The sequence below is a fragment of the Paenibacillus amylolyticus genome (assembly GCF_047302515.1).
In the GTDB taxonomy this organism is placed as follows: domain Bacteria; phylum Bacillota; class Bacilli; order Paenibacillales; family Paenibacillaceae; genus Paenibacillus; species Paenibacillus amylolyticus_G.
Genome location: NZ_CP168019.1, coordinates 4,769,921 through 4,786,748, shown reverse-complemented (window position 1 = coordinate 4,786,748; position 16,828 = coordinate 4,769,921). Strand labels below are relative to the sequence as shown.

Below are 16,828 nucleotides of genomic sequence, written 5' to 3'. Positions count from 1 at the left end.
CCCTGAAATATTTTAACTTTTTGAGTCTGGAAGAAGAAGATACTTTATTTTTCTCTTCACCCGTCTCGTTCAATCACCGGACTTCCAAAGATCTACTGGCATATGCTGTTGGGGCTGCTTTATATATGCCCGCGACGCGCACACATATCGCGGACGACATTATGAATGGTAAACATGAAGGTCTGACGACCATTATTATTGATCTGGAGGACGCTGTGGGTGACGACCAAGTAGAGTTTGCCGAGCAGTGTCTGGTACAGCATCTAACTCAACTGATGACTTATATGGAGACAGGCATGCTGAGTCAGGATCAAATGCCTCTTCTGTTTGCTCGTGTACGTTCACCACAACAGTTGGAACGTCTCATTGATACGTTGGGAGAATTGGTGTCCATGCTGACAGGCGTGGCATTGCCCAAGTTTTGTGTGGGCAATGGAAGGGCCTATTTTGACCAGATCCGCAAGTATAATCAACGGAAACCGGACCATTATCCCGTTCTCTACGGAATGCCTATATTGGAAACGGCTTCAATTATATATCGGGAGACACGTTGGGAGACCTTACTGGGCCTTCGTAACATCCTTGATGAAAATGTTGAATATGTGCTCAATGTACGCATAGGTGCGACCGATTTCTCCAGCCTGTTTGGATTACGCCGAAGCCCGGAATTGACTATATACGATATCGCCACGATCCGTGACTGCATCTCGGATATTATCAATCTGTTTGGACGGATGGACAAGCCGTATGTGATCTCGGGTCCTGTCTGGGAATATTTCAGTCAGCGGGAGCGCGTGTTCAAACCTCAATTACGACAGACTCCATTCGAAGAAACCCTGGGCAAATCAGGGCTGCATCTGAGAATGAAATATATTACGAACACAATGGATGGTTTGATGCGTGAAGTCATGATGGACAAGGAAAATGGAATTGTAGGCAAAACGATCATTCATCCTTCTCATATTAAGCCCGTACAAGCGATGTACGTTGTTACACATGAGGAATATTCCGATGCACAAGACATCATCGCCCGTAATGACGGTAGCCTGGGTGTGTTCAAAAGTAATTACTATAACAAAATGAATGAGATTAAACCACACTTGAGCTGGGCGAATCGAATTCTAATCCGATCACAAATATATGGGGTGTTACATGAACAGCAGCATTTTGTCGGGCTCTTGCCCAAGCACGAGCAACAACATAACTACGTTCCCAATTCTTGATCAATTCAGTCTGAACGTTCAGGTTACACATAACCCGCTGCAACTTCCACTAGAATCTCTATTTTCCATGGCTGCACGAATCAATAAGAAACGTTCATTTCTGTTTGTAAGCAGACTGCTGGGCAAGCACATCCCGGTTAACCCGTATACCTCGCTTCTGAGTGGCGCAGCATTGGCTGTTCTGTTATATGAGCACCTGACTGAAAAGACGGAAGAGACGAAAGTTCAGATAGCAGAGTGGAAACGGGAAATGGTCGAAGGATTGATTGATCCCCAGCAAGCCCGGCAAGTGTACAACATGCTGTTGCAAGAAAGCTTGAGTTTCCCGGAGACGATTCGTTTTGTTGGTTTTGCCGAGACAGCGACAGCGCTGGGTCACAGCATGTACGAGATGTTTGCTGATCAAGCTTCCTATATTCACACCACTCGCGAATATGTTCCAGCGATGCATCCAGATATTCAATTTGAAGAAGAACATTCCCATGCGATGGCTCATCGTTGTTATGCGTTGGATCATGAAGCCTTTGCAGGAGAGGGCCCGATTGTTCTGGTGGACGACGAGATTACGACGGGCAAAACGACGTTGAATATCATTCGGGATATTCAGGCCAGATACCCACGGAAGCAATATGTGATTGCTTCGCTGTTGGACTGGCGTACGGAAGCGGACGAGAATCGATTTGCCGAACTGGAAGCTGAACTTGGAATTACCATTACACCGTTAAGCCTGTTGAAGGGCCGTATTGAAGTGGTGGGTACTCCACAGTTGGAAGCAACACAGCAAGATGAGCAGCTATCCCATCCTGCCGTAACGCTTCAGACTTCTACCGTTGCCGATGCCTTCACTCAGCTTCATGCCACTTCGGAGGATGGTGAAGGTAAACGTAGCACAGCCAGCTATGTCCAGCATACGGGCAGGTTTGGTATGCAATCCCGACATAATGGGGTATTACGTCAGGAGATTAGCCGGATTGCAGAACGACTTCGCTCGCAGCGTACGGGAGAACGGACGTTGGTGATGGGAACAGGGGAGTTCATGTACATTCCAATGCGTGTTGCTGCTGAGATGGGAGAAGGCGTGTTGTATCAATCCACTACCCGCAGTCCAATCCATACACATCCCGCTCCAAGATATGCTGTTCGTAGTGGTGCCGGATATGCCTCACCCGAAGACGCATCTGTTCGTAACTTTATCTACAACATCGCACCGGGACAGTATGACGAGATTTTTGTGCTGCTGGAGAGACAGATGTCCGAAGCGCGAATGGAACAGATGTTGAAGGTACTGGGGCAGTTGGGATGCGGACACATTCATATTATATATTGCGGCTTGCCAGAAAAGACAGGGGACAACGAGCAATGAACTTAACTACACTGGAGCTAATCAGACAACGTGAGATTCAGTCTCCCGAACCGATGGGCAGCTATGCTGCATCGGACGTTGTTTTCCTACTGAAGGATATCAGCCATGTGGATCTGGAAAAGGGAACGGGTGAACGGGAGCAGGCGATCCAATCCGGGGTTCATTATTCGGAGATGCTGCCCGTGGAATACCAGCCCACAGCAGAATACATCGAGCTGTTTCATCAGACGCTGGAACAATCCGCTGCAAGAATCGCGCGTCATACCGCTATTGTGGCTGAGAAGATTGTAGAGCGCAGGGGACTGAATCTTGTGCTGGTATCTCTGGCTCGAGCCGGAACACCTGTGGGCATCCTGATCAAACGTTATATTGAATTGAAATACAAAGTGACGATTCCGCATTACAGCATTTCTATTATCCGTGGCAAGGGTATGGACGAGAACGCAATTTTATATATTTTACAGCAGCATGGTCTGGAAACAGCCATTCAGTTTGTAGATGGTTGGACAGGCAAAGGGGCTATTCGCAAAGTGCTGAAAGAGTCCTGTGATCAAATGGAACGGACTTATGGCATAAGTCTCGATGATGATCTTGCTGTGTTGGCCGATCCGGGGCAATGCTCAGGCACCTTTGGGACGAGGGAAGATTATCTTATTCCTAGTGCTTGTCTGAACTCCACGGTATCGGGACTGGTGAGCCGTACAGTACTTCGCGATGATCTGATTGGACCGGAAGATTTTCACGGGGCCAAATGGTATCGTGAATGGTCCTCTGCGGATGTGTCGACCCAATACGTGGATACTATTGCTCAGCATTTTCCGCAAATGATAGATCTAGCGGAGATTCAAACGGAGGACAATGCTACTGGTACTTCGGAAATTACCTGGAAAGGCTGGCAGGATATCGAGTCCATCCAGCAATCCTTTGGCATTACGAACATTAATCTGATCAAACCTGGAATCGGAGAAACTACCCGGGTGTTATTACGCCGGGTTCCTTGGAAGATTCTTGTGGATCGATTGGATAATCCGGATTTGCAACATATCATGATGCTCGCCAGAGACAGAAATGTGCCGGTTGAGGTATATCCGGGATTAACCTATTCCTGTTGCGGCATTATTCAATCCCTGGGAGGTGGAGGAGAATGATGATCTACGCAAGTGATCTGGACCAGACGCTGGTGTACTCCCGTCGTGCGCTCCGTATTCCCGAAGATACACCGGGACTTGTTCCCGCAGAGTGGATTAACGGCAAGTTGTCCGCTTTTATGTCAGCATATACACTGGAGCGGTTGCAGTCTTTGCCACAAGACATTGTATTTATGCCGGTGACGACACGTACCGTGGAGCAGTACCGGCGCATTCATATTTTTCAGAGCCAATGTATCCCGAAATATGCAGTGACGAGTAATGGTGGCAACATCATTGTTGACGGTCAGGTAGACGATGAATGGAATCTGCATATTCGTTCTTTGCTTCGTCAGCAGGCAGCTGCTCCTGAAGAGATCCTGGATTTATTTGACGACGTATTGAGCCCGGAGTGGGTAATTAATCAGCGATTGTGTGATGAGCTGTTCTTTGCATTGTTGATCGAACGTGACAAGCTTCCAATGGAGCGTATTGCGGACAAGATTCGGGTGTTAGAGACACTGGGATGGGAGAGTTCAATCCAGGGTCGGAAGCTCTATCTGGTGCCTTCGGCCGTAAACAAACGAGCTGCAGTGGAGCATATTAGGCAACGTATCGGTGATGTGCCTGTGATTGCTTCAGGCGATTCCTTGCTGGATCGCTGTTTGCTGGACTTTGCGCAGCATGCCATTGCTCCGTCCCACGGAGAGTTGCATGTGGAGAGACAGCGTGTACCTGAGCAAGTACCGTATCAATTTACGGAACAATTCGGTGCTTTTGCAGCAGATGAGATTCTCGATTACGTTCACCGTATTCATAACGATCAACAGACCCAGATAGACCATGCCGAGATAAGGGAGACCGTATAAATGAAAAAAATGAAGGTTTACTTCAACCGTTGGTTCTCTGTAACGTATCATTATATGAATGCGATTCGGGACAATGAGGACGGTATGGAATTTGAGATCTACGGTACTCATCCTGATCCGGGACACATGGCATTACAGGGCTGTGATGTTGCAGAAGTTGAACCACGTGTAACGGGCCGGGAATATGTTGATTTTTGCCTCGACTTTTGCCGTCGTCATCAGATTGATGTGTTTATTCCACGCTGGAACATGCTGGACATCAGCAGACATATCTCCCTGTTCGAAGAGATCGGTACACGGGTTATCGTATGCTCGGACACGGAATTGCTGGAACAATTGATGGAGAAAGACCGGTTCTATGAATCGGTGCGTGAGAAAGGCATTATGGAGATTCCGGATTATTTCACGGTCAGTAATGCTGCACAATTCCAGCAAGCCTATGAGGCGCTGCGTGCACGTGGACATGATGTATGCTTCAAACCATGTAATGGTGAGGGCGGCATGGGATTCCGGGTGATCAACAATGAACGTGATCCGTTGCAGGAGTTGTTCGGGTATGCACTTAATTCGATTTCATATGAAGATGCCCTGCGTGCGTTCTCTTCTGCTCCGTCCTTTCCCAATGTCATGGTGATGGAGGTACTGGAAGGATATGAATACAGCATTGATTGTCTTTCGGATCGCAATGGGAAACTTATAACGGCCATCCCGCGTAGAAAAGAAAGAGGACGTTTGCGTTTGCTTGAAGAAAACGAGGAATTGCTGGCGATTGCCCGCAATGTGGCAGAAGTATATCGGATTCCTTATAATTTTAATATACAGATGAAATATCGAAAGGATACACCGAAGCTGCTGGAGATCAATCCGCGTATGTCGGGTGGGTTGCACATATCTTGTCTGTCGGGCGTGAACTTCCCGTATCTGGCGGTCAAGTCTGCACTTGGCCATGATATTGGACCACTTCATCCGAACTTTGGCATACTGGGAAGTCATATCGAACAGCCATTTATAATCGACGTTCAGAAGGTAAGCGGAGTACACCACGTCTAGCTGAGAATTTCCCTCAACATTGACACCTTCTGGATGGTTTTCTTACAATACGGATAAGAGGTTATTCAAAAAGTCCATCTTCTCGGTACTGAAAACCAGACTTTTTGAATATGCACTGTATGTGTTGTTAAGGCAGGAGGACAAGTAATGTTACGGAAAACGAAGATAGGTATAGGCGCATTGGTCGGTTATGGTCTCGCGGCGATCTCGAGTCCCTTTCTACCGGATGTCATCACGTGGGCAATTCCGGCACTGGCAACTGTGGTCGGGGGACTGATTCCTTCACGTTCCACGCCACGTACACAGGTCGAGGGTTCGTCATCAGCCCCTGTACCCATTACAGATATCGGAAGAAATGAACCATCCCGCTTGAATGGTGGACAAGCGCCGAGCGCAGTGCCAACAGGGGTTAATGAGACTTCTACAGCACAGCCCCATTCGAGTTCCACTCCCGCACAACATGCGGGCTCAGAACAAGCGAAGCCTTCCCGGACTGAACCAGATCCTGTATTTGATCCGGTGATTGAATACCTGGAAGTTCTGGAGGACATGATCATCTCCGAAGGTCAGAAGAACGAGCTGGATAATGAGATCGTGGAGAAATCACTGGCTTTGTTTGCCCGTTTGCAGCGTGTGATTCCTTCCCTTCAGGAGCTAAACAATGGGGATATCAATCATACGGTGCGCAGACTGATTTTGAAAGACCTGAACGGTTTTATTAATCCATTTCTACGTTTAAGTGGAGAAGCGAAACGCAATAATCGGCGTATGCTACTGAATGGTCTTCGAGACGTGGATTCCAAGATATCGGATATTGTATCAACGATTGAACATAAAGACTTAATGGAGCTCCAGAACAAAGCGGAACTAATACATCAACGGTATAACAGCTCTGAATTATAGGAGGGATTGGCATGGCAACGGAATGGGCTCAGTTGAAGCAGGAAGATGAGCAACGGATTAACCAGGAAGCAACGCAGCTTATTCAGAAAGTGTCCCAAAGTGATCCGGCTCACCTGGATACCTTAATGGATGATATCGGCAAGTTGGGTGTGAAAACACAAGAGAGAGCAGGACAGACTCTCAAGCTGCTTGATCGTCCAGTCAATGAACTGATGTCCGGGAATCGGGCAGAGGTATCCAACATGATCCTGAAGCTCCGTGATGAATGTGAGAGTTTGCAGCAAAGCAAAAATGTGAGTTTTGTCGGGAAATTGTTACGTAAAAGCCCGCTGAAAAACTATGTATACCGTTATCAATCCGTTCGCACGAACATTGATGCGATCATTAACGGGTTGCGGGACGGCAAGGACAACCTGGAAGAAAGCATCGTGAATATGCGCCAATTGAAACGTTCTTCCATTCAGGAGATATACAATCTGCAGACCAAAATCTCTTTTGGTAATCAATTGAAAGCATTGTTCGAAACCGAGATCGCCAAGCCTGAGAACGAGAATCGTAAAGCACATCTGGAGCGTGGGTTGCGCAAAGTGGTAACACGTACCCAATCCATGACAGAGATGATCATGCTGTACAATCAGGCAATCGCAGCTACAGACATCATTAATGATAACAATGACAAGCTGATTGATTCCGTTAATAATGCCATTGATAAAACAGCGAATCTGATCACCGTTTCGGCCATGATTGCTATGGCACTCAATGATCAGGAGAAGGTTATTTCTGCTGTGGAAGCTACGAATAAGACGATTGAAGATCAATTCAAGGAGAACGCCAGATTGTTGAAGACAACAACAGAGAAAACAAATGAACTGTTGTCCAAACCGGCGATGTCCCTTGAAGCGGTCAATCAGGCGATGGGTGATCTGATGTCTGCGCTGGATCTGTCCGAGCAGTCTAATCGCCGGATCATCGAGAGCTGTAATGACTATACCAACAAGATGACAACCCTTAACGCTAAAATGAGCGATCGACTGGGTCTGGAAGGGCCAAAGGCTGCTGCCATTCCGGAGAAAAACAAACCGGATTCCAGTGCATTAGGATCTTTCCTGGATTAGGGTAAGACTCGCTGCATATCGTATCAAGATTGCTACATGGTTTTATTTTCTACGAGGGACGCTGAGTGCGTCTCTTTGTTTCATTTATTTGATAGAATAAAGCTAAAATCTGGGGTTATACGAAGGAGCTTGCTGAACATGCTGGACTTTTCATTCGAGATTATTGATGAGACCAAGATTAATATTCAATACAAATATGGCAGTGAGTTCTTTAACTTTAACCTGTATTATGCAAACGGGGAGTGGACGCTACATCCATTTGACGGCATACTGATCCAAAACCGTGAAATGTGCAGTCTGATTGTATCAGAGCTGCTGCGTAACAAAGATTTTCATGTCATGTTGGCCAAAGAGAAAATCATCTTATCCCAATTACGCACCAGTGTTAACCTTCAGTCCAATGAGCCGGATGAATGGGTAGCAGATCGGAGAAACGCAGATTATTTCAGACATGATGATGAGTTGATGGATTACATAGGGAACCACAGTTTCGAAGACATATTACAGCTTGAGCAAGAACAGATTGAGGCCAGAGTGCAATTCTTCCAACAGATTATTCAGAGAATGTTTATGGAGGGACTTGGACCGGAGGATGCTGATTTTATCAAAGTTCAGGCTGTGATTCGGATATATAAGGAGACATACGATCGTCTGGGCGATTTGAATGATGACTATCGGGGTGATCGTGGACGTAGAAGATGGTAGGATGTAAAGTTGAAAAAAGGTTCATCAGCCATAGGCAGATGAACCTTTGTGTTCTTCTGATACTCAAGGGAGATGAATGGTTTGGATATGATCGGTATGCATAATTAAAGAAGTCCCATCTGCTTCTACCAATGCAAGCAAGTGGTTGTCTGCATTCTTTAATAACCCTGCTCGGTAAGGCTTGCAACCAAGGTTGAGTACAACAAGTTCACCTATCATTTTATGAAGTTGCTGATCAAGTGTACGGGAGAGTGACATGGATGAGGGTTGCATAGGGAAATGTTGTTTACTAAGAGAGTAGGGTGTGCTGTTAGTAGGAGAAGGAATAATATATTTCAGATGATTAATGGAAACATAGATAGAATGATATAACGGAGAGTAGAACATAAAGTAGTCATTCATAATATTGGTAATATACCCATGCAATGTTTTGCCTCCGATGGAGATTTCACTAAATCGTCCACGGGCGTTCATCAGTATTTTGCGGTAAGAGATGTTGGTGTGATCCATCTCGGGGTCAGGTGTTGGCACAATCATACTTGTATCATCTGCTGAGTGGACATGCATGGATTGAACATGATGAAGTGGAATATAAACAAATCGCTGGTTTCCATAGACTACAATCAGATCCTGGCCTACATCAATGATCTCACCCTGGATCGGTAGTTTACAGCCAGACAGCTCCAATTCAATGAATTTACCCAGCCAGTGTGTTACAAGTTCCATAGTGTTCCTCCTCTCAGTAGAGTATAGATGTCCAAATATATAGTGAAATTAGGCTAACAATTAGACTTATTGGTATCACAATAAAGGTAACTTTCATATACTGTTTCCAGGAGATTCGAATATGATGGGTCTTTAATATATACATCCAAATTAACGTTGCCAAGGTGCCAATAGGCGTCAGCAAGGCTCCGATATCACTTCCCAGAATGTTGGCAAGATACGCAAGATGCAGTTGAGATTCACTTAGTGGAAGATCTGTAACAGCAAAGGTCCCAATCATGACGGAGGGCAAATTGTTGAATAGATTGGAAAGCAGAGTGAGCATTAACCCCGACACAGCAATGATGCTGGCATTTCCTCCTTCTATTATAGGTTTCATCCACTGAATGATTGACGCGGTCAAGCCTGCGCGGTGAAGACTATCCACAATGACATAAATGCTGAAGGCGAAGAGAAGAATGTGCCAAGGCGTTTGTGTTATCACATCTTTGAGTCCAGTCCGGGTGCGATACCAACGCACAGCGAGCATGAGAATAACACCAGTGATTGCAACTACCTCCATGCGTATACCGACTTGCTCAGCTAGAAAATATCCTGCACGGATAAATACAACGATACCTATACAGACACGGAACAGCCACCAGTCTACTTTATTCTCAGATTCAGTTGTCTGTAGCGGATGATATCCTGAACCTGATGAAGACTGCAGGGATACAGGGAAATGGTGAATAACTTTGGGAATACTTCTGCGAAAATAATAGAATAGCAGTACGGTCATCACCATGATCGCAAGCATGGAGGGCACAAACATCATCTGAGTATAAGTATTCAGATTTAAGCCAACCATTTGCAAAGCAATCAGATTAGCCAGATTACTAAGTCCGATTGGCGCACTGGAAGCCGTAGCGATTAGAGCACCGGAGATTAGGTAGGGCAACTGTTGATGCATTTTCAGACGAAGTATAGAACAGATTCGAATAATTATCGGAGTTGTGATCAGAATACTGCCATCATTGTTGAAGAAGATGGTCATGAGAAAACAAAGTAATAGAATTAGCCAGAACAATCGAAAGCCGGAACCTCTTGCTTTCTCAATCATATTCAAAGCGATCCAGCGAAAAAAACCGATGCTATCTAGAATAATCGACATGACAATGGTAGAGAGAATTGTTATGGCTGCACCAGATACGATCCCGAAGATTCCAACAATGTGAGCATAACTGCTCACTCCAGTTAAAATAAGAAGAAGGGCGCCAAGCGAGGTGGGTATAGATTCATTCAATCCGCCAGGACGCCACATCAGGAAAATGACAGTGATGATAAAGACCCCGAAGGTTAACCACAACTGGTAGTCAGGCATTTACTGTGATTCACCTCCCAGGGGGAGAAGTCCTGACGAAGCCTGAAGCAGATGTTCATGGGATGGAGTGGGCCTTCCGGGTGTAACGATCCAGTAAAAAGGCACACCAATCAAGACTAATGCGACGAAGATCAACATGATAATTCCCCCCTTTAAGCTGGTAGATAACTTAAGTTGTCAGTTTATTTTATTTACTTCTTTTTACCGCCGGATTTGTTACCACGGGATTGACTGCCTTGGTTGCCTCGCGACTTGTTGCCACCTGATTTATTGCCTTGGGATTGGTTCCCTTGAACTCGTTGCCCCTGAGAACGATTGCCTTGATTGCTCCGTGACTTGTTGCCGCCGGACTTATTACCCTGAGCTTGGTTGCCTTGAGCTGCTTGGTTCCCTTGAGAACGATTGCCACGCGACTGGTTGCCTTGAGCCACCTGATTACCTTGGGCTGCTTGGTTCCCTTGACTTGTATTATTACTGCTATTGTTATTGTTGTTGTTGTTGTTCCCACCACGTACGAGGGATACAGATTTCACATGTTGCATCGGAATACGAACAATCTCCTGATTTTTCAAAGTCATGATCAATTGGTTCTGGTTGGCATCGGCCAGGATGCCTTCCACTTTTTCAGGTCCTCCCCGATTAATCTGAACACGGCGGAAGCGGAGTGCTTGCATAACGCCCAAAAACGTGTTGGAAGGAATAGGGTTCCCCATGGCTGCATTTCGGTTACCACCGGAACGGCCTGTATCTGTTATGCTTTTTACATGTGATTCATTAACGTAGACAATCCCTTCTTTGCAGTTCATTGCCATGTAGTCCCAGCGTACGTCCGTAAGTGTACCTTGTATTGAATCAGGTCCTCCCCGGTTAATCTTAATCTCTCTGCCCAACAAACCTCTTATTCCTTGACCACTCATAGACATTGTGTTTGACCCCTTCCATGATATAAGTTCAGATGGACAAAAATGGTGGATGTAATTATGATCCCTTCCATTCGTCATTCGTGTCTGTCTGTAGTTTAAGCATATGTGACATGCCTCTTGGAGGGACTAGCCAGTTAACTATATTTATACTATTTTGGCTATAATCTATTAGAATTTATGTATATTTATAGATTAATAACTCGGTTTTTCCGTATTATGACAAGTGAGTTTGGATGTGATAAGTATCAGCACTGTGCATTCGCCCGTACGACTTTCTGTGCATCTGCATAGGATGATGTAAGAGCCTACGGGCGAATCTTACAGGTATTCGAAAGGCGGATGGAAATGGCTCTACCTGTCTACCATATCAGCTTGTCTCCAACCGAATATCAACAGTTAACGTCCAATATATGGTCAGAGACGTTTGTGAACAGCACGATGCAGATGGACGGCAAGCCGTTTCCGATCCGGCTTCGATACCGGGGAGGACATACACGCGGTTATCCCAAAAAATCATTTGAGGTTCGTACATCCAGCCGGACGTATCATTTTAATGCGGAGTATGATGATCCTTCGTTGCTGCGCAATGCACTTTCTTTTCGGTTTTTTGAGTCGATTCGTGTACCCGCACCGTCTACACAACACTGCGTACTCTATCTGAACGGGCAGCTTTTGGGTGTATACCTGCGGATTGAAGGGGTGAAATCCTTCTTTTTTCGCCAAAGGAAAATCCCTGTGCGCAGTATCTTCTATGCAGTGAATGATCATGCTGGTTTTACGGTAAATTCGGATAACTCCTCAACAAGTACCGATCTATTGTCTGGTTACAGCTTAATTCGGGGCAAAAATGTGGATCGCACAAGGCTGCGTAATTTTATTCAGCAGTTGAACACAAAGTCCAAGCTGGAATTGTTACGTTTTTTACAGTCGAGGGTGGATACGGACAATTATTTACGCTGGTTAAGTGGAGCTGTGCTCACAGGGAACTTCGATGGATTTCATCAGAATTACACATGGTATGAGAAATTCAAAAGCGGTAAATATGGCATCCTGCCTTGGGATTATGAGGGTTCTTGGGGGAGGAACTGTTATGGAACACGAGTTGACCCCAATCTTGTTCGTATTCAGGGGTATAACAGACTTACCGGACGATTGCTGGCATTTCGCAGTATTCGTGAGCAATATAAGAAGCTGCTGCGCCAGCATCTGATGAATGCTTTTACAGAGAAGCGAATTATGCCCTTGGTGAATCGGTTACACAATGAGATTCGTGAAGATGTCTACAAAGATCCTTACATGAAATGGCCCATGGATGTATTTGCAGGTGAACCGGAAAGAATTCGCGAATATGTGGTGAAACGTCGGGAGCATCTAAGTGAAAAACTACGTCAGCTGTAAGCACTTAACTAGTTTGGGGAAGGGAGACCTTCCTTTTTTTACTGCCAAAATGAAGAGAAGTTTATTGTATTGGGAAAAGTAGGGTAATAAGAATAGAAGCGGCATTGTAAAATACGCTATAATAACCATATGTGTACATAGAAATGATTACATATTGGACGCTGTGGAGAAAACAACATGTCTAATGGAGGCTCTGAGCTGGAACGTGTTATCGGTTTAGGGTGCTCCGAGCCGGAGGAATGCTTATGATCAAGCTGTTGTACTACTTGAAGAAGTACCGAGTTGCCGCGATTGCAGCCCTGGTCATGATGTTAATTGAGCTTGCGGTGGAGCTGGCTCAGCCTTATCTGATCTCCAAGATCATCGATAACGGGATTCAGCAGGGAGACCTATCTGTCGTCTGGTTATGGGGTGGCGTGCTGGTTGGTAGTGCGGTTGTGGCTTTTGCTGCCGGAATTGCGAGTTCGTTCTTTGCATCCCATGCAAGTCTGGGGTTCGGATACGATCTGCGGGAGAAGTTGTATGAGAAAGTGCAAACGTTCTCTTATGCCGTCTTTAACCGGTTCGCGACATCGTCCCTGATTACCCGATTAACGGGGGATGTGACCCAGGTTCAGGACACAGTCTTTATGAGTCTGCGCTTCATGACGCGTGTGCCCCTGGTGGTGATTGGTAGCATGATTATGGCTTTGATCGTGAACCCGAGGTTGGGTCTGCTGCTGGTTGTCATGGTGCCTGTACTGCTCATTGTTGTAGTGTGGATGATCAAAAAGGCAGCGCTGCTGTTCCGCAATGTGCAACGCAGACTGGATGCCGTCAATGGAGTCATCCAGGAGAATCTGACAGGCATTCGGCTGATCCGTGTTTTCGTACGGATGGGCCATGAGATTGAACGCTTTGCCGGATTCAGCGGCAAGCTGATGAAAGGTACAATCTCCGCGCTGCGCCTGACGGAGACCACGATGCCGTTCATGCTGCTGATGATGAACGTTTGTATCATCGCCGTGTTATGGTTTGGACGAGTCGACATTGCCTCCGGTAATGCAACCGTGGGTGAGGTGGTCGCGGTGATTAACTATCTGCTTCGCACAATTGGTGCCATGTCTGCGTTGTCATGGATTCTGGTAACCTTCTCGAGAGCAAGCGCTTCGGCGCAACGACTGAATGAAGTGTTTAATACGGAGGACACGTCGGAGACTGAACAGACGAAGTCGTTATCAACGTCTGCACCATCTGCTGGATCTATGAAATCTTCGCATTTTCCGCAATCTGTATACCCAGCGAAGAAACAGCGCGCTGTGCAGGGAGCGGTTGAATTCCGCAGTGTAGGCTTCAGTTATCCGAATAGTGAAATTACAGTACTGGATAACATCACATTCACGGCAAAAGCGGGGGAGCGTATTGCCATTATGGGGGCAACTGGCTCGGGCAAATCCTCGCTCGTACAGCTCATTCCGCGTTTATACACAGAAGATCAAGGAAAGGTACGGATTGATGGTGCCGATGCATCAGAGCTGGATCTGTCCATGCTGCGTGGTGCGATTGGTTATGTACCTCAGGAGGTTGTCCTGTTTACCGGTTCCATCCGGGAGAATATTGCCTGGGGTCAGGAAGATGCTACCTTGGATGAGATCGTGGAAGCCGCAAAGCGCGCGCAGATCCATGAAACGATTGAGAATTTACCAAACGGTTATGATACATTGCTGGGTCAACGGGGAGTGAATCTCTCCGGTGGACAGAAGCAGCGACTTTCCATTGCACGAGCACTGGTACGTAGACCAAGAATTCTGATTCTGGACGATAGCACAAGTGCGCTGGATGTGGCTACAGAAGGCAGACTGCTGGATGCGCTGGAGGAATTGTCGTGTACCACGTTTATCATCACCCAGAAGATCAGTTCAACCACTTCGGCGGACCTGATTCTGCTGCTTGATGATGGACAACTCATTGGACAGGGAAAACATGAAGACCTGATGGAATCGTCAGAGCTGTATCGTCGAATCCATGAATCACAATACGGGGAGGGTGCACAGCATGTTCAAAGCATTCATTGAGCCTTTCCGTCAGCCGCCACCGCCGATTGATCCAGAGACGTTACGATCAGGTGGTGGTCGCAAACCCAAGGCACGGGCGAAGAACTGGTCAGGTACGCTAGGTCGTATCTGGACCTATCTGGCACGTCGCAAGGTTAAGCTGTCCATGGTACTGTTGATGGTGTTTGCCAGTTCCGCACTCGCTTTGCTTGGCCCTTACATGGTAGGGGTGGCCGTGGATGATTTCATCGCGGGGGAAGCCGGGGCAAGCTGGACTCGGTTTCTGATTGGATTAACCGCAGTGTATGTCTTGTTCTCTCTTACATCCTGGTTACAAAATATATGGATGATCGAAATTGCACAGGAAACTGTGTTCCGCATGCGGTATGATCTGTTCTCCCATCTGCACAAATTACCGATTCCATTCTTCGGTAAACGCCAGCAGGGGGAGATTATGAGCCGGGTGACCAATGATATCGAGAATGTCAGCGGTACGTTGAACAGCTCGGCGATCCAGATTTTTTCGAGTGTATTAACACTGCTCGGAACGTTTGGGGTTATGCTCTGGCTCAGCCCGTTACTGACCCTGCTTACCTTTATCGTTGTGCCTCTGATGGCCATCGGCATGCGTTGGATTACGCGCAGAACGGGACCGCTCTTCAAGGAACGGCAGCGCAATCTCGGTGAACTTAACGGTTACATCGAAGAGACTTTATCCGGGCAGCGGATCATTAAGGCATTCTCCCAAGAGGAGCGAGTGATTCGCGGTTTTGAGGAACGGAATACCCGCATCCGGATTTCCGGTTTCTGGGCACAGACGATCTCTGGTTTTATCCCGAAACTGATGAATGGATTGAATAACCTGAGCTTTGCGATTGTGGCGGGCATCGGTGGTATTCTGGCGATTCAGGGTTCGGTTACAGTCGGGGTGATTATTATCTTTGTGGAATATGCCCGTCAATTCACTCGTCCGCTGAATGATCTGGCGAACCAGTGGAATACGTTATTGTCCGCGATTGCGGGGGCTGAGCGCGTATTCGAGGTGCTGGACGAAGATGAGGAAGCGAAGGATGAAGGGGCAGCGATATCTCTGGACAAGGTAGAGGGAGCCGTTCGTTTCGACAAAGTATCCTTTGGATACGATGAAGGACGTAACATTTTGCATGAGATCAGCTTTGAAGCCAAACCGGGGGAGATGATTGCCCTTGTAGGTCCGACCGGAGCGGGGAAAACGACTCTGATCCAACTGTTATCCCGTTTCTATGATCCGACAGGCGGCACATTAACGGTAGATGGTCGTGATATGACCACCATTCGGCGTGAAAATTTGCGGTCACATATGGCATTTGTACTACAGGATTCATTCCTGTTTCAGGGCACAATTCGGGAAAATATTCGATTTGGCCGTCTGGACGCGACGGATGAAGAGGTGGAAGCAGCCTCCCGGCTGGCGAATGCCCATTCCTTCATTGTGAGAATGAAGGATGGATACGACAAAGTGCTCCAGGCCGACGGGAGCGGCATTAGTCAGGGGCAGAAGCAATTACTCGCCATTGCCCGGGCAATCTTGGCAGATCCATCGATACTCGTACTGGACGAAGCGACGAGCAGTATTGATACCGTCACAGAGATCAAAATTCAGGAAGGGCTACAACGTCTGATGCAGGGAAGAACCAGCTTTGTCATTGCCCACAGGCTGAACACGATCCGTCAGGCCGATCGAATTCTGGTGCTGAAGGATGGGCAGCTACTGGAGCAAGGCTCGCATGATGCGTTGCTGGAACAAGGCGGTTTCTATAGCGAGCTGTATTACAGTCAGTTGCGTAAGAAAGCGCAGTAGTCATTTTGGATAATATGTGACATGTATTAGAAAAAAACTTGTAGGTATGTAAAAAGAGCAGGGATGAGGGCACGATGCTCCTCACTTCTGCTCTTTTTGCATATTTTATTGAATAAACGTGGGAAATGGAACTGTGATTGTATGTTAAAATAAGGATATATTGGAACAGGTCAGTTTTTGGAAGGTTGCCAGC

At 46.7% G+C, this 16,828-nt stretch carries 15 protein-coding genes; 11 read left to right on the top strand and 4 right to left on the bottom strand.

Annotated features, from left to right (window positions below; genetic code table 11):
- Positions 1–20: 20 nt before the first annotated feature.
- The 8 genes from ACDJ59_RS20885 (at position 21) to ACDJ59_RS20850 (ending at position 8,355) form a co-directional block, all read left to right on the top strand.
- Positions 21–1,223: an HpcH/HpaI aldolase/citrate lyase family protein gene (locus tag ACDJ59_RS20885; RefSeq protein ID WP_051449850.1), complete on the top strand. Its 1,203-nt coding sequence runs from the start codon at positions 21–23 to the stop codon at positions 1,221–1,223.
- On the top strand, positions 1,153–2,586 hold the full coding sequence (locus tag ACDJ59_RS20880; RefSeq protein ID WP_413405439.1) for a phosphoribosyltransferase family protein: 1,434 nt from the start codon (positions 1,153–1,155) through the stop codon (positions 2,584–2,586). The genes ACDJ59_RS20885 and ACDJ59_RS20880 overlap by 71 nt, the downstream gene beginning before the upstream one ends.
- Positions 2,583–3,734 (top strand): cysteine protease StiP family protein, encoded by a 1,152-nt coding sequence (locus ACDJ59_RS20875; RefSeq protein ID WP_413405437.1) that lies wholly within the window; start codon positions 2,583–2,585, stop codon positions 3,732–3,734. Before ACDJ59_RS20880 ends, ACDJ59_RS20875 begins: the two co-directional genes overlap by 4 nt.
- On the top strand, positions 3,734–4,582 hold the full coding sequence (locus ACDJ59_RS20870; RefSeq protein ID WP_413409877.1) for a hydrolase: 849 nt from the start codon (positions 3,734–3,736) through the stop codon (positions 4,580–4,582). Before ACDJ59_RS20875 ends, ACDJ59_RS20870 begins: the two co-directional genes overlap by 1 nt.
- Positions 4,583–5,632: an ATP-grasp domain-containing protein gene (locus ACDJ59_RS20865; protein WP_413405435.1), complete on the top strand. Its 1,050-nt coding sequence runs from the start codon at positions 4,583–4,585 to the stop codon at positions 5,630–5,632.
- A gap of 147 nt (positions 5,633–5,779) precedes the next feature.
- On the top strand, positions 5,780–6,535 hold the full coding sequence (locus ACDJ59_RS20860) for a hypothetical protein (protein WP_413405433.1): 756 nt from the start codon (positions 5,780–5,782) through the stop codon (positions 6,533–6,535).
- 11 nt (positions 6,536–6,546) lie between these two features.
- On the top strand, positions 6,547–7,650 hold the full coding sequence (locus ACDJ59_RS20855) for a toxic anion resistance protein (RefSeq protein ID WP_036606281.1): 1,104 nt from the start codon (positions 6,547–6,549) through the stop codon (positions 7,648–7,650).
- A gap of 138 nt (positions 7,651–7,788) precedes the next feature.
- Positions 7,789–8,355, top strand: a complete 567-nt coding sequence (locus ACDJ59_RS20850; protein ID WP_413405430.1) for a hypothetical protein — start codon at positions 7,789–7,791, stop codon at positions 8,353–8,355.
- 63 nt (positions 8,356–8,418) lie between these two features.
- On the opposite strand, the gene ACDJ59_RS20845 is transcribed toward ACDJ59_RS20850, so the two are convergent.
- Genes ACDJ59_RS20845 through ACDJ59_RS20830 form a run of 4 tightly spaced genes read right to left on the bottom strand, consistent with a single transcriptional unit; the run spans position 8,419 to position 11,364 of the window.
- The gene (locus ACDJ59_RS20845; RefSeq protein ID WP_413405428.1) at positions 8,419–9,081 is read right to left on the bottom strand and encodes a DUF2642 domain-containing protein; all 663 of its coding nucleotides are present in this window, start codon (positions 9,079–9,081) and stop codon (positions 8,419–8,421) included.
- Between the two features lie 13 nt (positions 9,082–9,094).
- Complete coding sequence (locus ACDJ59_RS20840; RefSeq protein ID WP_413405426.1) at positions 9,095–10,441, bottom strand: arsenic transporter; 1,347 nt, start codon at positions 10,439–10,441, stop codon at positions 9,095–9,097.
- Positions 10,442–10,579, bottom strand: coding sequence for a hypothetical protein (locus ACDJ59_RS20835; RefSeq protein ID WP_155985018.1), 138 nt, complete (start codon positions 10,577–10,579; stop codon positions 10,442–10,444).
- 53 nt (positions 10,580–10,632) lie between these two features.
- Positions 10,633–11,364 (bottom strand): hypothetical protein, encoded by a 732-nt coding sequence (locus tag ACDJ59_RS20830; protein WP_413405424.1) that lies wholly within the window; start codon positions 11,362–11,364, stop codon positions 10,633–10,635.
- Positions 11,365–11,709: 345 nt separating this feature from the next.
- Between ACDJ59_RS20830 and ACDJ59_RS20825 the strand changes: the two genes are divergently transcribed.
- The 3 genes from ACDJ59_RS20825 (at position 11,710) to ACDJ59_RS20815 (ending at position 16,635) form a co-directional block, all read left to right on the top strand.
- Positions 11,710–12,762, top strand: coding sequence for a CotH kinase family protein (locus ACDJ59_RS20825; RefSeq protein ID WP_413405422.1), 1,053 nt, complete (start codon positions 11,710–11,712; stop codon positions 12,760–12,762).
- A 245-nt stretch (positions 12,763–13,007) separates the two neighbouring features.
- Positions 13,008–14,816 carry an ABC transporter ATP-binding protein gene (locus ACDJ59_RS20820; RefSeq protein ID WP_076213485.1) on the top strand — a complete coding sequence of 603 codons (1,809 nt, stop codon included), beginning with the start codon at positions 13,008–13,010 and terminating at the stop codon, positions 14,814–14,816.
- On the top strand, positions 14,797–16,635 hold the full coding sequence (locus ACDJ59_RS20815) for an ABC transporter ATP-binding protein (protein ID WP_074093724.1): 1,839 nt from the start codon (positions 14,797–14,799) through the stop codon (positions 16,633–16,635). The genes ACDJ59_RS20820 and ACDJ59_RS20815 overlap by 20 nt, the downstream gene beginning before the upstream one ends.
- Positions 16,636–16,828 lie beyond the last annotated feature (193 nt).